At 62.6% G+C, this 20,416-nt stretch carries 20 protein-coding genes; 7 read left to right on the top strand and 13 right to left on the bottom strand.

Going from position 1 to position 20,416, the window contains the following annotated elements:
* Positions 1 to 10: 10 nt before the first annotated feature.
* Positions 11 to 436: a PaaI family thioesterase gene (locus IVB22_RS22950; protein ID WP_247519516.1), complete on the bottom strand. Its 426-nt coding sequence runs from the start codon at positions 434 to 436 to the stop codon at positions 11 to 13.
* Positions 437 to 516: 80 nt separating this feature from the next.
* Between IVB22_RS22950 and IVB22_RS22945 the strand changes: the two genes are divergently transcribed.
* The 3 genes from IVB22_RS22945 (at position 517) to IVB22_RS22935 (ending at position 3,549) form a co-directional block, all read left to right on the top strand.
* On the top strand, positions 517 to 1,146 hold the full coding sequence (locus IVB22_RS22945; protein WP_247519515.1) for a CoA pyrophosphatase: 630 nt from the start codon (positions 517 to 519) through the stop codon (positions 1,144 to 1,146).
* A 120-nt stretch (positions 1,147 to 1,266) separates the two neighbouring features.
* Positions 1,267 to 2,247, top strand: coding sequence for a tripartite tricarboxylate transporter substrate binding protein (locus IVB22_RS22940; protein WP_247519514.1), 981 nt, complete (start codon positions 1,267 to 1,269; stop codon positions 2,245 to 2,247).
* A gap of 108 nt (positions 2,248 to 2,355) precedes the next feature.
* Positions 2,356 to 3,549, top strand: coding sequence for a hypothetical protein (locus IVB22_RS22935; protein ID WP_247519513.1), 1,194 nt, complete (start codon positions 2,356 to 2,358; stop codon positions 3,547 to 3,549).
* A gap of 42 nt (positions 3,550 to 3,591) precedes the next feature.
* On the opposite strand, the gene IVB22_RS22930 is transcribed toward IVB22_RS22935, so the two are convergent.
* On the bottom strand, positions 3,592 to 3,897 hold the full coding sequence (locus tag IVB22_RS22930; RefSeq protein WP_247519512.1) for a hypothetical protein: 306 nt from the start codon (positions 3,895 to 3,897) through the stop codon (positions 3,592 to 3,594).
* Between the two features lie 199 nt (positions 3,898 to 4,096).
* Here IVB22_RS22930 and IVB22_RS22925 point away from each other — a divergent pair, with 199 nt between their 5' ends.
* Positions 4,097 to 4,576 carry a hypothetical protein gene (locus tag IVB22_RS22925; RefSeq protein ID WP_374207612.1) on the top strand — a complete coding sequence of 160 codons (480 nt, stop codon included), beginning with the start codon at positions 4,097 to 4,099 and terminating at the stop codon, positions 4,574 to 4,576.
* A 7-nt stretch (positions 4,577 to 4,583) separates the two neighbouring features.
* On the opposite strand, the gene IVB22_RS22920 is transcribed toward IVB22_RS22925, so the two are convergent.
* The 3 genes from IVB22_RS22920 to IVB22_RS22910 form a co-directional block, all read right to left on the bottom strand.
* Positions 4,584 to 5,801: an EAL domain-containing protein gene (locus IVB22_RS22920; RefSeq protein ID WP_247519510.1), complete on the bottom strand. Its 1,218-nt coding sequence runs from the start codon at positions 5,799 to 5,801 to the stop codon at positions 4,584 to 4,586.
* Positions 5,802 to 6,275: 474 nt separating this feature from the next.
* The gene (locus tag IVB22_RS22915; RefSeq protein ID WP_247519509.1) at positions 6,276 to 7,235 is read right to left on the bottom strand and encodes a TAXI family TRAP transporter solute-binding subunit; all 960 of its coding nucleotides are present in this window, start codon (positions 7,233 to 7,235) and stop codon (positions 6,276 to 6,278) included.
* Between the two features lie 22 nt (positions 7,236 to 7,257).
* Positions 7,258 to 9,285: a TRAP transporter fused permease subunit gene (locus IVB22_RS22910; RefSeq protein ID WP_247519508.1), complete on the bottom strand. Its 2,028-nt coding sequence runs from the start codon at positions 9,283 to 9,285 to the stop codon at positions 7,258 to 7,260.
* A 257-nt stretch (positions 9,286 to 9,542) separates the two neighbouring features.
* Between IVB22_RS22910 and IVB22_RS22905 the strand changes: the two genes are divergently transcribed.
* Positions 9,543 to 10,349 carry an SDR family NAD(P)-dependent oxidoreductase gene (locus tag IVB22_RS22905; RefSeq protein WP_247519507.1) on the top strand — a complete coding sequence of 269 codons (807 nt, stop codon included), beginning with the start codon at positions 9,543 to 9,545 and terminating at the stop codon, positions 10,347 to 10,349.
* 136 nt (positions 10,350 to 10,485) lie between these two features.
* Here the strand turns inward: IVB22_RS22905 and IVB22_RS22900 are convergent, their stop codons facing one another.
* Both IVB22_RS22900 and IVB22_RS22895 read right to left on the bottom strand, forming a co-directional pair.
* Entirely contained in the window at positions 10,486 to 12,030 is a 1,545-nt protein-coding gene (locus tag IVB22_RS22900; protein ID WP_247519506.1) for a sodium:proton antiporter, read from the bottom strand.
* Positions 12,031 to 12,092: 62 nt separating this feature from the next.
* Positions 12,093 to 12,863 carry a hypothetical protein gene (locus tag IVB22_RS22895; protein ID WP_247519505.1) on the bottom strand — a complete coding sequence of 257 codons (771 nt, stop codon included), beginning with the start codon at positions 12,861 to 12,863 and terminating at the stop codon, positions 12,093 to 12,095.
* Between the two features lie 230 nt (positions 12,864 to 13,093).
* Here IVB22_RS22895 and IVB22_RS22890 point away from each other — a divergent pair, with 230 nt between their 5' ends.
* Positions 13,094 to 13,858 (top strand): tetratricopeptide repeat protein, encoded by a 765-nt coding sequence (locus IVB22_RS22890; protein WP_247519504.1) that lies wholly within the window; start codon positions 13,094 to 13,096, stop codon positions 13,856 to 13,858.
* 1 nt (position 13,859) lies between these two features.
* Here the strand turns inward: IVB22_RS22890 and trpS are convergent, their stop codons facing one another.
* The 4 genes from trpS to IVB22_RS22870 form a co-directional block, all read right to left on the bottom strand.
* Positions 13,860 to 14,861 carry a tryptophan--tRNA ligase gene (trpS, locus tag IVB22_RS22885; protein ID WP_247519503.1) on the bottom strand — a complete coding sequence of 334 codons (1,002 nt, stop codon included), beginning with the start codon at positions 14,859 to 14,861 and terminating at the stop codon, positions 13,860 to 13,862.
* A gap of 296 nt (positions 14,862 to 15,157) precedes the next feature.
* Positions 15,158 to 15,457: a hypothetical protein gene (locus tag IVB22_RS22880; protein ID WP_247519502.1), complete on the bottom strand. Its 300-nt coding sequence runs from the start codon at positions 15,455 to 15,457 to the stop codon at positions 15,158 to 15,160.
* Positions 15,444 to 15,860, bottom strand: a complete 417-nt coding sequence (locus tag IVB22_RS22875) for a hypothetical protein (protein WP_247519501.1) — start codon at positions 15,858 to 15,860, stop codon at positions 15,444 to 15,446. The genes IVB22_RS22880 and IVB22_RS22875 overlap by 14 nt, the downstream gene beginning before the upstream one ends.
* A 56-nt stretch (positions 15,861 to 15,916) precedes the next feature.
* Positions 15,917 to 16,204: a hypothetical protein gene (locus tag IVB22_RS22870; RefSeq protein WP_247519500.1), complete on the bottom strand. Its 288-nt coding sequence runs from the start codon at positions 16,202 to 16,204 to the stop codon at positions 15,917 to 15,919.
* 264 nt (positions 16,205 to 16,468) lie between these two features.
* On the opposite strand from IVB22_RS22870, the gene IVB22_RS22865 reads away from it, so the two are divergent.
* Positions 16,469 to 18,379, top strand: a complete 1,911-nt coding sequence (locus IVB22_RS22865) for a propionyl-CoA synthetase (RefSeq protein WP_247519499.1) — start codon at positions 16,469 to 16,471, stop codon at positions 18,377 to 18,379.
* Positions 18,380 to 18,423: 44 nt separating this feature from the next.
* Here the strand turns inward: IVB22_RS22865 and IVB22_RS22860 are convergent, their stop codons facing one another.
* On the bottom strand, positions 18,424 to 19,953 hold the full coding sequence (locus IVB22_RS22860) for an ankyrin repeat domain-containing protein (RefSeq protein WP_247519498.1): 1,530 nt from the start codon (positions 19,951 to 19,953) through the stop codon (positions 18,424 to 18,426).
* A 195-nt stretch (positions 19,954 to 20,148) separates the two neighbouring features.
* A complete protein-coding gene (locus IVB22_RS22855) occupies positions 20,149 to 20,400 on the bottom strand; it encodes a hypothetical protein (RefSeq protein WP_247519497.1) in 252 nt (83 codons plus the stop codon).
* Positions 20,401 to 20,416 lie beyond the last annotated feature (16 nt).

Here is a 20,416-nt window from a genome sequence, read left to right as displayed (position 1 = left end):
ATGACAGCGTCTAACCCTCGTTCTTCAATATCTTGAACACGCCGCTCGCCATCGCGATACAGCGTTTGTCGACGGTGACTTCCGTCGTGATGAAAATGAGGCTGCGGGTGGAGCGCACCACGTGCGGCTTCGACACCAAAACCTCGCCGATCTTGCCGGCTTCGACGAAGTGCGTATCGAGCTGCACGGTCGCCAGCGTAGGTTTGCCCGAGACGAAGCGGGCGGTCATGCCGCAGGTGCGGTCGGCGAAGGTCATGATCACGCCGCCCTGCACCAGGCCGCGGCGGTTGTGGTGCTTGTCCTCGGTTGCAAGTGCGTATTCGTGCGTTCCGTCGGCCACGCGCTGCCATAGCGGGCCGATCAGGTGCAGGAAACCTGACGTTTCGACGATCTTCCAGCCGTCGGATTTGAGTTTGTCCGCGGCCTTGGCTGTCATGTCGTGCTTTCCGTTTCCTGCGGGCTGTCATGCTGTCCGGGATCATTTCATCTGTTGCGCTTGTGTTGTAGTCAAGCGGGATGGCCCGGTCATTTGACGATACCACAAGGCGGAATATCGCAGAGCTCTGCGCGGCATTTTCGCGGGCGTCATCCGGCGAGGCGGTGTCTGGGCTGAAACGCGCTGCGGTGGCGATTGCGCTGACGGAAGCCGAGGACGGCGGAGGGACCACGTTTCTGCTGACCCGCCGCGCCGCGACCTTGCGTTCGCACGCCGCCCAATGGGCGTTGCCGGGCGGGCGCTGCGACCACGGCGAGACGCAGGCGCAGGCGGCGCTGCGCGAGCTTCACGAAGAACTCGGCGTCGCGCTGGGCGAAGACGATGTGCTCGGCCTGCTCGACGATTACCCGACGCGATCCGGCTATCTCGTCACGCCCGTGGTGGTCTGGGTGAGCAGCAGCGCCGATTTCGTGCCCAACCCTGCGGAGGTCGCCTCAGTGCATCGCATAGCCCTCGCGGATATCGAACGAAGCGACGCCTTCAGCTTCACCACGATCCCCGAAAGTACGCGGCGCGTGATCCGCTTCCGCCATGCCGGTCAGCACATCCACGCGCCGACGGCGGCGCTGATCTATCAATTTGCCGAAGTGCTGGCGGGAAGAAACACGCGCGTTGCGGAACTGGAACAGCCGGTATTTGCGTGGAGGTAGGATCGCGCATCCATCTCACGATGTGAGATGGATGGATTGCTTCGTCAACTTGCGAATACGGATCGTTTCAGCGACGATGGCCGCACCAACAATAAGAACAGTTTTGGGAGTGCGCGCATCATGTCCTCGTGGATCAAGAGCTTTTGTGTCGTCGCCGCACTGCTCGGTGTGGGCGTAGCCTTCGATTCAGCGCGAGCGCAAACCTATCCCGCCCGCGCCATCACGCTGGTCATTCCATTCGCGCCCGGCGGCAGCACCTCGATCGTCGGCCGCGCCATTGCCGACAAGATGAGCGAACTGCTCGGCGAGAAGGTCGTGGTCGACAATCGTCCCGGCGCCGGCGGCACGGTCGGCACCAAGGCGGTCGCCAAGAGCGATCCCGACGGTTACACGCTGCTGCTGGGCTACACCGGCACGCTCGCGATCGGCCCCTCGCTCTACAAAAATCCCGGCTACGATCCGCGCAAGGATTTTGCGCCGATCGGCATGATTGGCAACGCGCCGAACTCGCTGGTCGTGCATCCGTCGTTCCCCGCGAAGAGCGTGGCCGAACTGATCGCCCATGCGAAGGCCAATCCCGACAAGGTCAATTTCGGCTCGGCCGGCGCCGGTACCGCCAGCCATATCACCGGCGAATATTTTGCCCGCGCTGCCGGCATCAGACTGGTGCACATCCCGTACAAGGGCACCGGTCCGGCGCTGACCGATCTCCTCGGCGGCCACATCCCGATGGCATTCGCGCCGATTCCGGCTTCGCACACCAATGTCTCCGCCGGCAAGCTGCGCGCGCTTGCGGTGACCAGCATCGCCCGTTCGAGCCTGTTGCCCGACGTGCCGACGATGATGGAAGCGGGCCTGTCCAGTTTCGACGCCTCGCTCTATTACGGCCTTGTTGCGCCAGCCGGCACGCCGCGGCCGATCATCGACAAGCTCAACAAGGCGCTACGGGACGCGCTCGCCTCCGACGAGGTGAAGAAACAGTTGGGTAATGACGGCACCGAGATCACGCCCGGCACGCCGGAAGACTATGCCGGCTTCATCGACAAGGATGAGAAGAAGTGGTCGCAGCTCGTGAAGACCAGCGGCGTTGAACAGGAGTAGGCGGCTTCTTCCCTTCTCCCCTTGTGGGAGAAGGGAAGTAAGGCAGCGCCACCTATTGTCGCTCCCTTCAGGGGCTGACTTCGCGGGCCTGCTTGGTACAAGGGTGCCATGCGCCTGCCATTGATTCGCATGGGTTCCGGATTTGTCGCGCTCGCGCTGCTTGCGAGTGCGCCGCCTGCCGTGGCGACCGAGCCACTCCCTCCCTCAACCGCAGACGCGATGGCGCAAGCAGCCTCGCCGCAGGCGATTGCTGAATATCGCCGCAAGCTCAGGGAATATCAGGAAGCGCGTGCCGCGTTCGAGGAGCAGGCGGGGGCCTATTGGTCTTCGATCTCGGAGAAACGAAAGGGCCGCAATGCCAAGCGCCGGGAACGCCAGGCCATTGCGCTCGACGACTACGTGCTGACGCAGCCGCCGGCCTACACCGGTCCGAAGCGCCCGGTTAATCCGGAGCCGGAGGAAGAGAGGCCGCCGCGCGAGCGCAAGCCGCTGCCGGTGGTCGCCGATTTCCTGAAAGCCGCCGCCGACCATTTCCAGTTTGTGCCGCAGCGGCCGGCCGCCGAAGTCGACTTCAAGCGCGCCTATGCCCGCTACGCGCTGGCCGCCGGCCTGACGCGCGAGCAGGTGGTGCGGGTCTATTCGTTCGAGACTGGCGGCAACGGCAATTACGACATGCAATCGGGCCTGAGCGCGTCGCGGCCGGGCTCGCGCGCGATTTCGACCGCGATCGGCTACAACCAGTTGCTCACCACGAATAGCGTCGAGCTGTTGGCCGAGCAGGGCCACGAAATGATCAAGGAACTGACAACGAAGGCAGCAAGCCTGTCAGGTGCGCCGCGCAAGGCGATGGATCACAAGCTGGCCGTGCTGAAAAAGATGGTGGCGTTCTCGCGCACCGTGCCGGACACCTGGTCCGAGCATGAGAAACTCGCCAATACCCCGCAGGGCTGGGCGGTGCACGCCATGGTGCTCGATGTCGACGTCGGGCCGATGCTGCAGACCCACAAGCTCTTGACCTCGGTCCATTTCGCGCGCGCCAAGGGCTACAATCGCCCGCTCTCGGCCGCCGAGCTCGAAATGATGAACCTGACCGGCGACGGCACTGGCCTCGACATGGTGACCATGCCGCAGGCGATGCGCGAACGGGTGCCGACCTCGAATTTCTTCCAGCGCGGCGGCTACGAGCGCAACCCCGTCGCGATCCGCCACAATACGGTGGCGAAACTGCTCGCGGTCACCGACGAGCGCATGGATTTCAACTCTGGCAAGCCCGGCGCGAAGGAATTGGCGGGAGCGCTTTAGGTTGGCTCTTTCCTTCTCCCACAAGGGGAGAAGGAAGAAAGTTCAATCCGACCCGAACATGAACCTGCCGTCGCCCTCCAGATAGGGGCCGGAGCGCATATAGAGCTGTCCGTTCTGGCCGATGAAGAACAGCGTTCCCTTCGGCACCTTCTTGGCGCCTTTCAGCAGCAGGCCCGCATTGTTGGTGCCCATCTTGTAGACGAGCGTCTTGCCGTCCCTGCCGTAGGCATAGCCCATGTCCGACTTCAGCTCCCAAGGCGTCGGCGCGGCGCCTTGCGCAAATGCGCTGGTCGAGAACCCCGCCAGGACGGCCACCGCCAAAAACGCCTTCGTTGAAATGCTCGTCATCATCCATACTCCCCGCAGCCATTCGGCCTCTTGCCCCATGCTTTGAACAAATCACGAACGGTGTCGTGCCGTCAATTGGCACCTTCGACGCATCACACCGCCCTTGAGACTTTGTGATTTCCCGCGTTCGACTTCGCGACTATGTTCGCCTTTCCAGCTACAAGCATGCATTGCGAAGAACGTCTTAGGGATGGTCAGGATGAAACACGTCATGAAGATCGGTCTTGGTGTTGCGCTATCGTTCATGACGCTGGCTCAAGCGGCACAGGCCGACAATTTCAAGCTCAGCAACAACCAGCGGATTGCCTGCAGCCGCGGCTTGGCTCCGGGCAAGCTCAACACGGCGACCTGCAAATCCTATGCTTACGTGTTCAACGTCAAGACCTCTGAATATTTCCGCTGCCAAGTTTCGCTGGCGCTGACGCGGGACAACAAGGAAGTCATCAACGTGCAGGCCGATGGCGGCTGCACGAAGAAACCGCGCATCTTCGATACTGATGGCGACTATTCGTTCGATGCCACTGAAACCGAGCCGCCGAACACCAATTCGTTCTTCGGTCCCGGCGGCTATGCTGTATGGGCCAGCGACAACAATACGCCGAAGGTGCGCGGCTGCATCATCATCTCGTCCGGGCTCGGCTCCGACATCGTGAAATGTATCGACATGAAGTTCGAGTGAGCCTGGTTCAGGACGGCTTGTCGGAGGCGGTTGCCAGCTGAGGGCGGGAGCGAGCAAATTTCCGCACCGCCACCGGCTTGCCGAACAGGTAGCCCTGGACCAGATCGAATCCCATGTCGTAAGCGGCGAGAAAGTCGGCGCGGGTCTCCACGCCCTGGGCGATGGCGCGGGCGCCGTTGTCCCGGGCCAGTTCGACGATGCGCCGGCATACCGTCTGCTTCAGCCGGTCGTCCGCGCAGCCGTTGATATATTGCTGGTCGACCTTCAGCTCGGCGAACGGGAAGCTCCGAAGTTCCAGAAGAGACGGCCATTCCGCGCCGACATTGTCGATTGCGATCGCGATATTGGACAGGCGCAGCCGTCTTGCGGCGTCCACCGCGAGGTCCGGATGGTCGATCACCTCGCTGCTGTTGATTTCGATCAGGAGCCCGCCAAAGGCGGGGTGGGCCGGCATGGCACGGCACAGATCGCGCACCGCCGCGGCATTGCCGAAGAACGATACCGGAAGGTTGATCGAAAGGTCGACCGGACCCTGGCTTTCCAGCAGGTAGCGCCAGTCTTCGATGGCGCGACCGATCACGAATTCGGACAGAGCGCGAAAATGCGGATCCTTGTCGTCGGGAATGAAATAGGCCGGCGGGACTACGCCCCAGGCAGGGTGCCGCATCCGGACCAACGCCTCGGCTCCGCTCGGCGCCAGCGTGCGGGTGTTGATCTTCTGCTGATACCACAGTTCGAGCCAGCCGGCCTTCAAGGCCTCGGCGACATCGACGGCGGGGCTTGGCGCCGGCTCGGCCGGTAGCAGCTCCGCGACGCTGGCGCGCAGGCTCGCCGCGCCGAACGGCGTCTGCAGCGAGGGCAGCATGGCAATGCCGTATTCGTCGCCAATTTGCCTGACCGCCTTTACCATAATCGAGTCGGGTTGACCGATGACGAGGACCTTGCCGCCGAAATTCTTGCGGACAATGACTTCGAGAATTTCGCCGACATTGATCCCGTCGACACACACGCTGAGCACGATCACGTCCGGCTGCTCGGCCTGCAGAACGCCCGCCAAATCGCCAGCCTGACCGCATTCGCTGGTCACGAAGCCGAGATCCTCGAGAGCGTCGGAAAGGAACAACCGGAGGTGCTTTTTGCTGTCGACGACGCAGGCTCTCGGCGTCAGCTTCCGATGCCCGAAGTGCGCTGCGCGTGTATGCGCGTTAAAATTGATCTGCTCCATGGCCGCCCTCCCAACAGATACCCCGGCGCTAGTGGTACATCCGCGTTGGGGTCGCAATAATGGAATTTTGCGGGAGGTCACATGATTACTTCAGTAGGGTTAAAGCCGCCGACACGAATAAAATTTTACGGAAATTGCCCGCCGTGGCGGCGCGAGACGCCAGGCCAGACAAGCGCATTCGTCGATTTCATGAAGGCGACGGGCTGCTTCAATGAACCGACGCCGTGTCTGGGCATATTTGATCAGCCCCGCATGTTAACGCCTGTGGTCGCTTGTCGGCGCCGCGATGTTCGTGTTTTGAGATCGCTCTGTCGTGACGGCTTCGTGCTCCCTTCGCAGGAGCAGCAATGATGCGATGCACACAACCTTTCCGTCGGCAAAACAAAATGACCGCGGTCCTCGGAAGGCCGCGGTCACTGCCGTCTGCGTCCGGACACAGCGCTTCCGCGCTATCCGGGCGGCGAATATCGAAGCCTAGCCGCCGACACCTTTTTCCTTGAAGTATTTCAGCGCGCCGGGATGGAACGGGATTGGCGAACGCTCCTGCACCTGGTTGTCCAGCGTAAAACTCTCGGCTTCCTTGTGCACGGCGACGATGTCGGCCTTCTTCTCCACCAGCGTCTTGACGATGGTGTAGGCATCCTCATTGCTCATCTTGTCGCCGGTGACGATCAGGTTCCAGACGTCGGTGATGGAATTGTCCTTGTCGTAGCCCGGATACGACCCTGCCTTGATCTTGCTGGAAGAATAGAGCTTGCCGTATTTCGCGTTCATCTTCTCGGCCAGATCGCCATGGTCGATCAGCTTTATCTTCAGGCCGGGCGTCGCCGCGAGATCGGTGACCGCAGCGGTCGGGATGCCGCCGACCCAGAAGAACGCATCGATCTTGCGATCCTTGACCGCGTTGACGGATTCGGCAACGCCGAGCCGCTCGCGCTTCAAGTCCTTATCCTTGTCGAGACCGGCGGCCTCGATGACGCGGAACGCCATCACCTCGGTGGCGCTGCCGGGTGACCCCGTTGAAACGCGCTTGCCCTTGAGATCCGCCATGGTGTTGATGCCAGTGCCTTCCACCGTCACCACATGCATGCGGTTCGGGTAGACCACGAGCAGCGCCTGCAACGGCACCTTGCCGCTCTTGAACTTGTCCTCGCCCTTCAACGCATCGAGCGCGGCGTCGGCCATCGTGAAGGCCAATTCGCTCTTGCCCGCGCCGATCAGCTTGAGATTGTCGACCGAACCGCCGGTGACCTCGGCGGTGGCCTGCACGTTGGGAAGGTTCTTCGAGAGCACGTTGGCAACCGCGCCGCCGAGCGGATAGTAGACGCCGCCGGTGCCGCCGGTTCCGATCGACATGGTTTTCTGCTGGGCATGGGCTGCGCCTGCGAAGGCTAGCCCCAAAGCCATCGCCAGGATCGCTGTGGTCTTTTTCATTTTTGTCTCCTCAATCGCTTCTCTATGTTGTGAGCGCGGGTCGCTCTGGCGACCGCGTTCTGGACTGCCACAGCAATACGCCGAAACCGATGATCAGGCCCGGCACATAGGTGTAGCTGATATCGCGTCCGGTGATCCATTCGACGATTGCCTCAATCAGGCTCGGGAACACCAGCAGCAATCCGGATAGCAGAAGCAGGCCGCGCTCGACCGCTGTATTTTGTCGCAGCGCCCAGTTCTGGGCAAACGCGGCCAGCGCCAGCAGGCCCAGGCTCGTCTTGATCGTGATTTCGAGAATATCGAGCCACGAACCGCCCTTGGGAATCGACATCAGCAGCCCTGCGCCCTGCGGGTCAAGCACGAATACGAACGGCACCAGGAACGCCGGCAGCGTGTATTTCCAGGATTGCAGCGTGGTCTTGTAGGGATCCCCGCCGGTGATGGCCGCCGCCGCGAACGGCGAAAGCGCCGTCGGCGGCGATACCTCGGACAACACGGCATAGTAGAAGATGAACATGTGCGCGGCGTAGTCGGGCACGCCGAGCTTGACCAGCGCGGGCGCTGCGATCACCGCGCAGATGATGTAGGACGCGGTCACTGGCACGGCGAGGCCAATGATCCAGACGATCAGCGCGGTGTAGATCGCGGTCAGCAAGAGGCTGCCGCCGGCATAGGCGATGACAATCGACGAGAATTTGAGGCCGAGACCGGTCAGCGTCACGATGCCGACGACGATGCCGGCGCAGGCGCAGGTGGTCGCGGCATTGAGCGCGCCGATCGAGCCGTCGGCCAGTGCCTTCACCAGTTTGCTCGGTACCAGCGCGGTTTCCCTGCGCAGGAAGCTCAGCGCGAACGTAACGACAATGGCGTAGAACACCGACAGCGACGGCGAGTAGCCGATGACCATGAACACGACGACGGCGAGCAGCGAAATGAAGTGGAAGCCGTACCGCCTGGTCATCTGGCCGAGCGACATCTCGGGCGTGAACGTCACGTTCTTGGCGTGGAATTTCTTGGCGTCCAGTTCGACCATGAACAGCAGAGACATGTAGTAAAGACAGGTCGGGATGGTCGCCATCCAGATCACGTCGAGATAGCTGATCTTGAGAAACTCGGCGATCAGGAACGCAGCCGCCCCCAGCACCGGCGGCGACAGGATCGCGCCCAGCCCGCCGGCGGCCAGCAATCCGCCCGCGGCGTTCCTCTCGAAGCCGGCCTTGGCCATCATCGGATAGGCCACGGTGCCGATCATGACAGTGGTGGCGACGCCCGATCCGGAGGGGCCGCCGAGCAGGAACGACGACAGCACCACGGTGCGGCCGGCGCTGTTCGGCTTCCCGCCCATCAAGGCCAGCGAGAAATCGATGAAGAACTTGCCGGCGCCGGAATGCTGCAGGAACGCGCCATAGATGGTGAACAGGAGGATTAGTGTCGCCGATACGTCGACTGCGACGCCGAAAATGCCCTCCAGCGTAATGAAGAGGTGACCGACCAGCCGGGCCAGATCGTAGCCGCGATGGGTCCACGGCGCCGGCAGATACGGGCCGAGCATGGCGTAAGCGATGAACAGCAACGACACCACCGGCATGATCGCACCGGTGGTGCGCCGCGTCGCCTCCAGCAGAAGCACGATGAAGACGATGCCGACGATTATGTCCCAGCGGTCGGGCGTGGTGGCGCGGTCGGTGAAATCTTCGCCGCCCCACAGCGCATAGACGATGGTCGCGACCGCGACTATCCCGGGGACGATGTCCCACCAGCGCACGCGATTGCGAAAGCGTGTCGCCAGGGGAAACAGCAGGAAGCTCAGGACCAGCGTGAAGGCGACGTGGGTGTAGCGAAGTTCCTGGGTCGGGACGATGGCGTAGGCCGCGTAGAGGTGAAACAGGCTCATGACCACGGCAATCGTGGTCGAGATCCTTCCCGCCCATCCCATCAGGCGGTTCGCCGCGCCTTCTTCCGCCTCGACGAAGGATTCCGCCTTTTGCAGGGCTTCGTCGGATACCGTGACGACCTCGTCATTGGGCGGCGTTGTCTTGTCTGTTGCCATACTTTCCCCGGGGACCCTTTAATTCCCAGACCCGGTGTCCTGCGGGTCTTTCGCGGGCGCATTCAGTCCAATTTGGGTAACCGTGGCAAGGGCCTTGTTAGGCGTATGTCGGGGCATCTTTTTAGCTTATTGGATAGGTTGACCGTAGCCCGGATGGAGCGAAGCGCAATCCGGGAGCCACCGAACAAGATTCCCGGGTTGCGCTGCGCTTCACCCGGGCTACAAGAAAGCGAGAACGCGCAAGGGAGAAGAAGTCGATGGAACGGCTCAAGGGCAAGACGGCGATGGTGGTGGGTGCAGGCTCGATCGGTCCCGGCTGGGGCAATGGCAAGGCGACTGCCGTGACTTTTGCACGCCAGGGCGCGCAGGTGTTTTGCGTCGACCGTAACGCCGCGGCGGCGCAAGAGACTGTCGAAATCATTACGGGCGAGGGCGGCAAGGCGACCGCCTTCACTGCCGAAGTTTCCCGAGAAACCGAAGTCGAGGCGATGGTGGCGGCGTGCCTCAAGGCCTATGGCCGCGTCGACGTGCTCGACAACAATGTCGGCATCGCCGAAATGGGCAACGTCGTCGAGGTGAACGAGGCGAGTTGGGATCACGTCTTCGCCGTCAATCTCAAGAGCGCCTATTTCGCCATGAAGCACGTCATCCCCGTGATGCAGAAGCAGGGTGGCGGCTCGATCATCAACATCTCGTCGATCGCATCCATCCGCCACCTCGGAATTTCCTACGTCACCTATGGCGCCTCGAAGGCAGCGATGAACCAGATGACGAAGACGACCGCCGTGCAGTTCGCACGCGATCATGTCCGCGTCAACTGCATCCTGCCAGGCCTGATGAAGACGCCAATGGTCGCGCACTCGGCGGGACTCGCGGCCAGCTATTCGGCGGGCGACGTCGAGGCGATGTGGCGGGCGCGCGACGCACAGGTGCCGATGGGCCATATGGGGGACGCCTGGGACGTCGCCAACGCGGCGCTGTTTTTGGCGTCCGATGAATCGAAATACGTCACCGGGATCGAGCTCGTGGTCGATGGCGGTATCACGAGCAAGTCGGGCGCGTGACGCGCTAGAGCATGATCCGGAAGAGTGGGCACCGGTTTTCCCTCGCGACAAACGCGGAACGCGTTTGCGCGGAGATCATGCTCAAATCAAAGAGATAGAACGTGATGACGATTCGAAGAAACGTCATCACGCCCCGTTATGCCTGTGCGCTCAATTCGGCGCGGTCGAGCTCTTCTTCCACTTGGTGGAAGGCGTCGTCGCTGATTTCCTCGAACTGGCGCATCCTCAACAGCGCCTCTCGTGCCGCACCGATGGCGCGGCGGCGCAGAGGATCGGCCGGCAGCTCGCTGGTTGCGATGCCGATTTCGGGTTCGGTTTCGGCGCGCAACAGCACGGCGCGGTATTCGAGCCGCAGGATCTCGGCCTCCTCGGACGGATCGGATTCGATCGCCTCGAGCGCGGCGCGATAGGCGATGCAGCGCGCTTGAGCGGCCTCGCGCGCGACCGGATCGTCCTTCTCGAGTTTCAGCGCGAGGATCACCGGCCGCAGCGTCAGGCCCTGGATCACGAGAGTCCCCAGCACCACGGCAAAGGCCGTCAGCAGGATGAGATCGCGATACGGGAAGCTCTCGGGCAACGCGAAGGCGGCCGCCAGCGTAACGATGCCGCGCATCCCGCACCAGGACACGATAATGCCGCGTTCCACTGTGGGGACCGCGGGAGACACATGCGGAGGAAGCAGGCCGTGCGCGTTCAAGGCGCGCAGCAAGGCGCCATATGGCATCACCCAGGCGACGCGGGCGAGGATCACGACGCCGAGGATCGCGGCGGCAAAGCTGCAATACTTGAACCGCACCTCGTCGTCGAGCCCGGACCAGATCGGATTGAGCTGCATGCCGATCAGAATGAACGCCAGCACGTTGAGCACGAACACGACGGTTTCCCACACCGCATAGGAGGCCACGCGCAGCCGCGCCGGGGTACGCTCGGGCGCGGTGCGGGCGATCGTGATCGCATAGGCGACGATGGTGAGAATGCCGGACAGCCCGATATGCTCGGCGACGATCCACACCATGAACGTGCCGGCGAATTGCGTGATGATTGCGCTCGGCGCCTCGGTGATGCGGCGCGTGATCTTCGTCCAGATCCGCGCGAACAGGAAGCCGGCAATGAGGCTTCCGAACAGCGCCAGCGCAACGGACGGCACGAACTCGTGCACCTTCATGTGCTCTGCGGCAACCAGGCCGACCGCGACGCGGTAGATCAGGAGTGCGCTGGCATCGTTGAGCAGGCTTTCGCCCTCGAGGATCTTCTGGATGCGGTAGGGCAGGTTAACCTGGCGCAGGATCGCGGTGGCCGCCGCGGCGTCGGGCGGTGCCACAATGGCGCCGAGCGCGATCGCGACCGCCCATGGCATGTCCGGGCGAAGCCAGTGCGCGACGACAGCGACGGCGGCGGTCGTGACCCCAACCGCGACCAGCACCAGCGTCGAGACCGGTAGCCAGTTGTTACGGAGGTCGCGCAGCGAGGTATCGAAAGCTGCATCCAGCAGTATCGGCGCCACGAACAGCGCCAGTGCCAGATCAGGCTCCAGCGTCCACGACGGGCCCCCGGGCACGAATGCCAGCAGCATGCCGCCGATCGCAAGAAATGTCGGATAGGGTACCTTGAGCCGCCGCGCCAGCGCGGACAGCATCACCGCGCCAAGCAGCAGCCCGATAATCCATTCGAATGCTAGCAAATCTGGGATTCCTGCCGGTCGAGATCGATGTCACCATCAATCTAGCACCAAAACCGGCAAGTTTACTGTGCCATCGCCAATATGCCGCCGGCGAAGGAATGCCACAGCGGCGTGACACTGATCGGCCAGTTCAGGAGCTTGACGGCGATCAGCGCGATACCGCCGTAAACATAGACCGGATGCGGCCGGCCGCGCGTGCGCCAGTCGAAGACGATGGCGGCCACCAGCAGGAGATAGGCGACGAAGGCGGGCGGAATGGTCACGGGGACCGGCGGTGGGCCGAGCGGGCCGGGAGGCGCCAGGAAGGTGAGAAACCAGCGCGCGACCGCGGCGTCCAATAGCGAGATGCCGGCCAGCAGCATTAGCCGCTTGTGTGTCTCGGGCTTGCGGATGGCGGCAATGGCCAGTGTGAACACCACCGCGAAGAACAGAATTCCGCTAAGCGGAACAATCGCGAATGCGATTCCGTCATCGGTCAATCCCGCCGCGGCGGAGCGCTTCATCGCATTGACAGCCACCAGGAAGCCGAAGATTGTCATCGCGGTCGCCAGCGATACGCCGATCATTCCGATGGTGCGGTGCCGGGCGACCCTGCCGGACGCGGCGAGCCAGCTCTGGAATACGAAATAGAGCGACCAGGCGAAGAACAGCAGCCCGTGAAAATGGACGACCGGGGAAGCCGAAAACGAGCGATTGGCCAGCGGCAGCCAGTAGGTCGGTGCAACGCCGAGAAAGGCGACGGCCGTGCACGCCAGCGCCATGTAGAAATAGAAGTAACCTGTCTGGGATTGTGCGATGGCGCGCGGCGGATTGAAGTCGGTCAATGTGGTCATGGATATTGAGTCCGCGAAGCCTGCAAAAGGTTCACGACAAATTTCGTGACCAAGCCTATCCGTTCGCGTGCGGACAACCGTGTTTTCGCGCGCGTCACGTTTCGGCCAGAATCTGTCCCCGTACGAAAACGGATACGCGCACGCGCCCGTTGTCGAGAAAGCGGCTGGCTTGCTAGGATCGCGCCCGCCACTCCAAGACTTCCTGGATACAAGGCTTCCCGGATCAATTGATGCGATTCTATTCCGACATCCGCAGGCTGGTCGCGGCTTCCTTGCTATGGATCGCGTTTGCGCAGGGCGTTTCGGCGACCAGCGTCGAACCGGCCAAGGATTTGCGCGTCGATCCCGCGCTCTGCCTGGCCGCGGCGCTGGCGCGTAACGACGACAAGACCGTCGCGGCCTGCGGTGCGCTGATCGACAACGCAAAGACGGAAAAGGCCGACCGCATCAAGGCGCTGATCGCGCGTGGCGCTGCCTATGAGCACAAGGACATGGCCGACCGCGCCATCGCCGACTATGACGGCGTGCTGCGGCTCGATCCCTCACTCGCCGATATCCACAACGCGCGCGGCGAGCTCTGGCGCAAGAAAGGCGACCTGCCGAAGGCGGTGGCTGACTTTGCCGCGGCGATCAGGCTGAACCCGGACCACGTTGCGGCCAGGGCCAACCACAGGTCCATGGCGCTGGAGCTGGAACGGTTGGGCGCGCTGAAGGCGGTCGCCGGCAAGCCGAGCTTCAATTGCGCCACCGCCCGCCGCAAGGTGGAAAAGGCGATCTGCGCCAAACCCGAGCTCGCCGATCTCGATCGCGAGGTCCAGGGGTCGTATGTCAGGGCAGCGGCTGAGAAGATGACCCCGCAGCAGGCGCGCAAGCTGCGGCGAGAGCAGACGGAATACATCTCCCGCCGCAATGCGGAATACGGCAGGCCCGGCTACGATCTGAAAAAGGCGATGCGCGACCGCCTGCAACAGATCAACGGGATAGACGGGTATTAGCTTACAACATGAACAGTCCGAGGCCTTCGACAACTTCGCGCTTCGTTGTCTCGGTCCGGCTCCTCGCCTTTTCCGTGCCGCGGCGAATCACGTCGAGCACATAAGCCGGATCTTTCGCCAGTTGCGTCCTTCGTTCTCGCGTCGGTGCAATCAGCGCCTGCAAGATATCGTCGAGGCGGCGCTTGATCTTGCTGTCGCCTATTCCTCCCCGCCGATACTGCGCCTTTAGCTCTTCCAGCGTGGTGCGGTCCTCGTCGAAAGCATCCAGATAGGTGAAGACGACATTGCCTTCCACTTGTCCGGGATCTTCGACCCGCAGATGATTGGGGTCGGTGAACATCGCCTTCACTGCCGCTGCGATCTCGTCCGGCGAGGCCGAAAGGGTGATGGCATTGCCGCCGGATTTCGACATCTTCGCTTTTCCGTCGACGCCCGGCAGCCGTCCCACCTGCGGAATGACGGCCCGCGCTTCCGGCAGGATGGCCCGTCCGGCGGTGGTGTTGATACGGCGCACGATCTCGTTGGTCTGTTCGATCAGCGGCGCCTGATCCTCGCCCACCGGCACCACAGTTGCCTTGAACGCGGTAATGTCCGCCGCCTGCGCCGCAGGATAGCACAGGAAGCCTGCCGGGATGTCGCGCCCGAAGCCGCGGCCGCGGATCTCGTCCTTGATCGTGGGGTTACGCTCCAATCGGGCGACGGTCACGAAGTTCAAATAGAGCATCGACAGCTCAGCCAGCGCGGGCAGGTGGGATTGCAGGCAGATCGTGGTCTTGGCCGGGTCGATCCCGACGGCAAGGTAGTCGAGCGCCACCTCCATCACACCAACCCGCACGTTGTCGGGGGCGTGAGCATTGTCGGTCAGGGCTTGCGTATCGGCCAGGAGCAGGAACTGCTCGTGGGTGTCCTGAAATCGCAGACGGTTGAGCAACGATCCGACATAGTGGCCAATGTGCAGCGGGCCGGTGGTGCGGTCGCCTGTCAGAATAACGGATCTGGTCATGAGGTGTCCTCGTGAGATGAGGGGAACACCGCATGGGGGATCATCAAAACAAAAGGCCGCCCTTGCGGCGGCCCCAGATGTAATGAAACGTCCGGCCGCCCTGTCAGCAGGCCAGCCACCAAAGTTTGACGATGATCATCGTGCGTTTCATGGAAGTCTCCCTAGGCTATGCACGGATACAGGTCAACACATAGCGCCGCGTGACTGATGACAAGGGGCTCGGACCTCGCTTTATTAATGGTCCTGTGCCCAGGCCGTTTTTGGGCCCGATCGGGGGGCCCAGGCGATGGAGAAGCTCAATACGATCGCCCGGCAGTAGGTCCGGCGCTTCGAACATTCTCCGCGGCACCGTCGCGCCGAGCGACAATCTCGATCGTTCCTCGGAGGAAGCGGTTGAATTCGGCAATCCGCCCGGCCGGCAGGTCCCACGGACCGCCGCGCTGCGATTTCCAGAAGTTCATGAAGTCGCGACCAAGCATGTTGAAACGCGCGACAGCAACGCTTTCGGGATCTTCGAGCACGGCTGCGTATAGATCAGTTTTCTCCCACCGGTCGTACATCATGATGGTCAGCGTTGGACGATCAATGGGCGGCAATGCACGGAATCCGGCCGTTTCTCCATGCCAGCCCGGCGGCGGTCACCGCGCAGCAACCTTTCAAGCCACCGAAGCCGCCGCCTGTTATTCCCTCGTTAATCCACCAGTCGTTCTGCCAATCCTCGTAACCAAACAGCATGCCCTCGAGCCGTTCGAAGTATTCGTTCCAGCCGCCTGATTTGTCCGAGGCATCCGAGATCAGTTTGATCGCCGGGATGCGCCATTCTTCGCCCTTCGGCGTGTAGTAGACGGTCCGGTGTCCAAGACAGGTCTGACCGCGGGACGTCTGAACCGGCTTATCGAACGGTTGATTGACCTCCTCGCGGTGGAGCACGCCCTTGGCCACCCAATGGTCAAACCGGTCCTCGCCTTCGAATGTCATCGGCGGATACGCATCCGACATGCGCGCCAGTTTCTTTCGGCCCTCCAGCAGCAGCGGCAGTTCGTACCGCGTGTGGCTTAGGTATGGCAGGTATGGCGTCCGACCGGATAACCGCCAGCGGGACAGGCTGATCTCCAAATCTTTGGAATCTGCGCTGCATCGAAGCTGACATTGAATGTCGTAACGATGGCCGCGAGCTCCTCATCATCCAGCAAGTAGGTATCTTCCAGGTCGAGGTCGTCGTCCGCCGTTCCAGCCAGAATTGCGCGGAGCGCTTCCGGATCGTCTACAGGAAACAACGCCTGCAGAATGGGACACCATCGCTCACGGTCGAATGCTTCGATCAGGAATTGGGCCTGAGGCATGGGAATTCTTATGACGTTCTCGTTGATGAAGCTAATTATACCACCTACGGGCGCCCGCATTGAGCGGCTTCGCGGCAGGCGGTAAGATCGCTTTCGTCATCGTTAAATTTTCGGCAACCGGATCTATATTGATCGACTGGAACGCGGCGAGGCTTCCCCGGTGCAGAAAATCCCTTCTTTTTCCTTGATCCAGTTTAAAGTGGGCGTATCCCGGAACGGGAAGAAGAGCCGATAGCCGGTTATAGTTGCACGGGAAGCGACGCCATGAACATTCAGAACAACAGCCGCTATCACGACGTCTATGCCCGCTCGCTCAGGGACCCCGAGGGCTTTTGGGCCGAGGCGGCGCGCGAGATCGACTGGATCGAGCCGGCCAGGAAGATATTCGATCCCTCGATGGGGGCGTATGGCCGCTGGTTCGCCGGCGCCGTGGTCAACACCTGCTACAACGCGCTCGATCGCCACGTCGCGAACGGGCGCGCAGATCAGGTGGCGCTGATCCACGATTCGCCACTCACCAACTCGATCTCGAAATTCACCTATGCCGAGATGCTCAAGGAGGTGCAGACGCTCGCCGCCGTGATGGCCGATTTCGGCGTCGCCAAGGGCGACCGCGTCATTCTCTATATGCCGCTGGTGCCGGAAGCGGTGTTCGCGATGCTGGCCTGCGCGCGCATCGGCGCGGTGCATTCGGTGGTGTTCGGCGGTTTTGCCGCGAAAGAGCTCGCAACGCGCATCGAGGATGCCAAGCCGAAACTGATTTTTTCGGCAAGTTGCGGCATCGAGCCTGGCCGCATCGTGCAATACAAGCCGCTGCTCGACGAGGCGATCAAACTTTCAAGAGTCAAGCCGCAGGCTTGCGTTATCCTGCAACGGCCGCAGCAGGTTTGCGAACTCACGGCCGGCCGCGATCACGATTGGGCAATGCTCCGCAGCGCGGCGCTCGCTGCCGGCAAGGCCGCGCCGTGCACGCCGGTGCTGGCGACCGATCCGCTCTACATTCTCTACACGTCCGGCACCACGGGAATCCCGAAGGGCGTCGTGCGCGACAATGGCGGGCATCTGGTCGCGCTGAAATGGTCGATGTTCAACCTCTACGGCGTCAAGCCCGGCGAAGTCTGGTGGTGCGGCTCCGACATCGGCTGGGTCGTTGGCCACAGCTACATCGTCTATGGGCCGCTGATTCATGGCGCCACTTCCATCATGTATGAAGGCAAGCCGGTCGGCACGCCCGACGCCGGCGCATTCTGGCGCGTGATCTCGGAACACAAGGCGGTCGCCCTGTTCACCGCGCCGACCGCGTTTCGCGCCATCCGCAAGGAGGATCCGGACGGCGCGTTCATCCGCAAATACGATCTGTCGAAATTCCGCACGCTGTTCCTGGCCGGCGAACGCGCCGATCCGCCGACGGTGGAATGGGCGGAAGCGCAGTTGAAGGTGCCGGTCATCGATCACTGGTGGCAGACCGAAACCGGCTGGTGCATCGCCGGCAATCCGGTGGGGCTCGGCATGCTGCCGGTCAAGCACGGCTCGCCGACGGTGCCGATGCCGGGCTATCAGGTCGACGTCGTCGACGAGGCATCCAGGCCGGTGCCCGCGGGCACCATGGGCTCGATCGTAATCAAGCTGCCGATGCCGCCCGCCTGCTTGCCGACATTGTGGGAACAGGATGCGCGTTTCAGGGAAGCCTACCTCACGGAGTTTCCCGGCTACTACAAGACCTCTGACGCCGGCTACAAGGATGACGACGGCTATGTCTGGGTGATGGGCCGCACCGACGACATCATCAATGTCGCCGGCCACCGGCTCTCCACCGGCGGCATGGAGGAAATCCTCGCTTCCCACTCCGACGTTGCCGAATGCGCGGTGCTCGGCATCAAGGACGCGATCAAGGGCGAAGTGCCCTGCGGCTTCCTGGTGCTGAAGGCCGGCGTGACGCGAGCGCCCGCCGAGATCGAAAAGGAAATCGTGGCGTTGGTGCGCGACAAGCTCGGGCCCGTCGCAGCCTTCAAGCTCGCGATCACGGTCGGCCGACTGCCGAAGACGCGTTCGGGAAAAATCCTGCGCGGCACCATCAAGAAGATCGCCGACGGCGAGAGCTGGACCATGCCGGCCACCATCGAGGACCCCAAGGTGCTCGACGAAATCGGCGACGCGCTGAAGGGCAGAGTGTAGGGCTAAGCCAATCGCCGGCGCCGGCCATGTCTGGGCACGCGCAGCTAGCCCAGCAGTTCTTCGGTGACTTCGTCGGAAAACTGCTTTCGCACGCCGGCAATCAGCACCCGTTCGGGATCGTCAGGGATGGCTGTCGCGCCGGGCATGCCATGATCGAGCAGGGCGCGCGCGCAACCAACCCAATCTCCGCCTTCGGCCGGCTCGTTAAGGGATGCCCAGCCGAGAGTGCCGGATGCATTGTCGCCATAGCCGTGTTGTTCCGTCCACTTTGCTCCGTGTTCGAGCAGGAAGCGTGTCAAGGCGGCATTGCCGCTGAACACTGCGAGATTAAGGGCGGATGCATCCCAGTCGCCGCCGCGTACTGCGATGGGCCAGCCCAGCTTGACCATCAAGCGCACGGCGTCGTCGGCGCCTGCCGCGGTCATGTCAGGCAGCAATCGCAACTGCGCCGCCGAAAGCGAGGACGGCAGGTCGGGCCGCAGTACCCCGATCCTCCGCGCCTCGGCCTCGTCGCCACGCGTGCACGCCGCGACGAAACGTTCGTCGTCCGGAATGTCAGGCGCGTTGATTTGCGTGCGCAGCAAGTCCGCAACGTCTGTGAGCCCGAATTGCAGCGCCAGCCGGTACGGGCTGAGGCCTTCCGCCGTCGGCCGCGATGGATCGGCGCCCGCATTCAGCAGGGCCTTCACATGACGGGGTCGACGGCGATAGATGGCCCATGCGAGCGGCGAGCCCCACTCGGTGATCGGCGCATTCCGCGCCGGCTCGTTCGGATCGCCGCCATGCTGCAGCAGCAGCTTCAGCGCAGTGTCGTCATCGAGATCGATCGAGCGGTAGATCGCATTGCTTTTAGCGATGCGGGCGCCGTGCTCCAGCAGCAGACGTGTGCACGCTGGATTCTCCAGCGAATGATAAAGCGATTCGCCGTCATTGGGGTTCGCCCCGGCATCGAGCAATAATCTGGTCAGTGCCGGATCATGGTTGCTACCCGCGGCGCCATAGAGCGTCGATAGCGCACAGCTCTGATCGGGCTCGCTCAAGGATCCCGGCGGCCAGCGGCTATGAATGTGCTGGTTGACGTCGGCGCCATCAGCGATCAGCAATTCCGCGCTGCGATGCAGCCGTTCGCGAAATTCTTCCACGCGCAGCAGGCTCGAATGCGCGACGGCGAGAAGCGGTGGCAATCGCAGCGGGCCACCTGATAGGTTGACCCATGTCGGATCGGCCTGCGTCGCCTGCCGCAGCGCGCGTTCGTCGCCGATCGCGCAGGCAAGATAAGGATCATCAGCGACGAGGTCGGGGTCATCGGCCAGAATTCGTAAAGCAACGCGCGGGTTCGCGCAGTTGACCGTGCCGCTGACGTCGCCGGAATAAAGCAGCTGAGCCCAGTGCAGGACGCGAACGGCGCGCTCCTTCTGCGCGACCGCCTGCACCTCAACGTAACGCTTCAAGTCGGGCCAGGAAACGAACCCGTGTTCGCGGGCGATGCATGATTGCGCATCGTGCAGGCGAAATTCCCGGGATGAAATTTGGTGATCGCCGCTGCCGGCCGCTGCCGGCAGCGCCGGCTGCACAAAGGCTCTAGATGTCGTTCGAAAGCTGCAAGTGGGTTCAACCCTTCCCGCGGGCCCGGGAGCGGCTTGCACCGCAAGCACTACAATATGGCCAGCGCAGGCGATGGTCAACATGGCCAGACAAGGCACGATTCCAGCCGAAAAAATCCCGGCCGCGTGCAAGCGGCCGGGATCTTTATTTGCAAGAACGTTGGATCAGTAGGCGCAGACGTTCACGGTGCGCAGGCGCATGCCGCGGCGGGTTTCGACCCAGCGCTGCCGCAGGCAGCCGTTCAAACCGGTGTCGACATAGACGCCGCCAAAGCCGACGCCGATGGCGGGACCCCAGCCGTATCCATGTCCCCAGTGATGATGGCCGTGGTAGAAGCCGCCGGCGGAAGCAGGTGCTGCAGCGGCAAAGGTGAGCGAGGCGGCGGCGATCAATCCGAGGGTAACCTTGCGAAGCATCGTATTCTCCAGTTGG

Origin of the sequence: Bradyrhizobium sp. 190 (assembly GCF_023073415.1) — a bacterium.
Lineage (GTDB): Bacteria > Pseudomonadota > Alphaproteobacteria > Rhizobiales > Xanthobacteraceae > Bradyrhizobium.
This window is presented reverse-complemented; position numbering and strand designations above follow the sequence as displayed.

Coding starts and splice junctions, on each gene's coding strand:
- IVB22_RS22950 (WP_247519516.1), bottom strand. CDS start 436: ATGACAGCCAAGGCCGCGGACAAACTCAAATCCGACGGCTGGAAGATC.
- IVB22_RS22945 (WP_247519515.1), top strand. CDS start 517: ATGGCCCGGTCATTTGACGATACCACAAGGCGGAATATCGCAGAGCTC.
- IVB22_RS22940 (WP_247519514.1), top strand. CDS start 1,267: ATGTCCTCGTGGATCAAGAGCTTTTGTGTCGTCGCCGCACTGCTCGGT.
- IVB22_RS22935 (WP_247519513.1), top strand. CDS start 2,356: ATGCGCCTGCCATTGATTCGCATGGGTTCCGGATTTGTCGCGCTCGCG.
- IVB22_RS22930 (WP_247519512.1), bottom strand. CDS start 3,897: ATGACGAGCATTTCAACGAAGGCGTTTTTGGCGGTGGCCGTCCTGGCG.
- IVB22_RS22925 (WP_374207612.1), top strand. CDS start 4,097: ATGAAACACGTCATGAAGATCGGTCTTGGTGTTGCGCTATCGTTCATG.
- IVB22_RS22920 (WP_247519510.1), bottom strand. CDS start 5,801: ATGGAGCAGATCAATTTTAACGCGCATACACGCGCAGCGCACTTCGGG.
- IVB22_RS22915 (WP_247519509.1), bottom strand. CDS start 7,235: ATGAAAAAGACCACAGCGATCCTGGCGATGGCTTTGGGGCTAGCCTTC.
- IVB22_RS22910 (WP_247519508.1), bottom strand. CDS start 9,285: ATGGCAACAGACAAGACAACGCCGCCCAATGACGAGGTCGTCACGGTA.
- IVB22_RS22905 (WP_247519507.1), top strand. CDS start 9,543: ATGGAACGGCTCAAGGGCAAGACGGCGATGGTGGTGGGTGCAGGCTCG.
- IVB22_RS22895 (WP_247519505.1), bottom strand. CDS start 12,863: ATGACCACATTGACCGACTTCAATCCGCCGCGCGCCATCGCACAATCC.
- IVB22_RS22890 (WP_247519504.1), top strand. CDS start 13,094: ATGCGATTCTATTCCGACATCCGCAGGCTGGTCGCGGCTTCCTTGCTA.
- trpS (WP_247519503.1), bottom strand. CDS start 14,861: ATGACCAGATCCGTTATTCTGACAGGCGACCGCACCACCGGCCCGCTG.
- IVB22_RS22875 (WP_247519501.1), bottom strand. CDS start 15,860: ATGTCGGATGCGTATCCGCCGATGACATTCGAAGGCGAGGACCGGTTT.
- IVB22_RS22870 (WP_247519500.1), bottom strand. CDS start 16,204: ATGCCTCAGGCCCAATTCCTGATCGAAGCATTCGACCGTGAGCGATGG.
- IVB22_RS22865 (WP_247519499.1), top strand. CDS start 16,469: ATGAACATTCAGAACAACAGCCGCTATCACGACGTCTATGCCCGCTCG.
- IVB22_RS22855 (WP_247519497.1), bottom strand. CDS start 20,400: ATGCTTCGCAAGGTTACCCTCGGATTGATCGCCGCCGCCTCGCTCACC.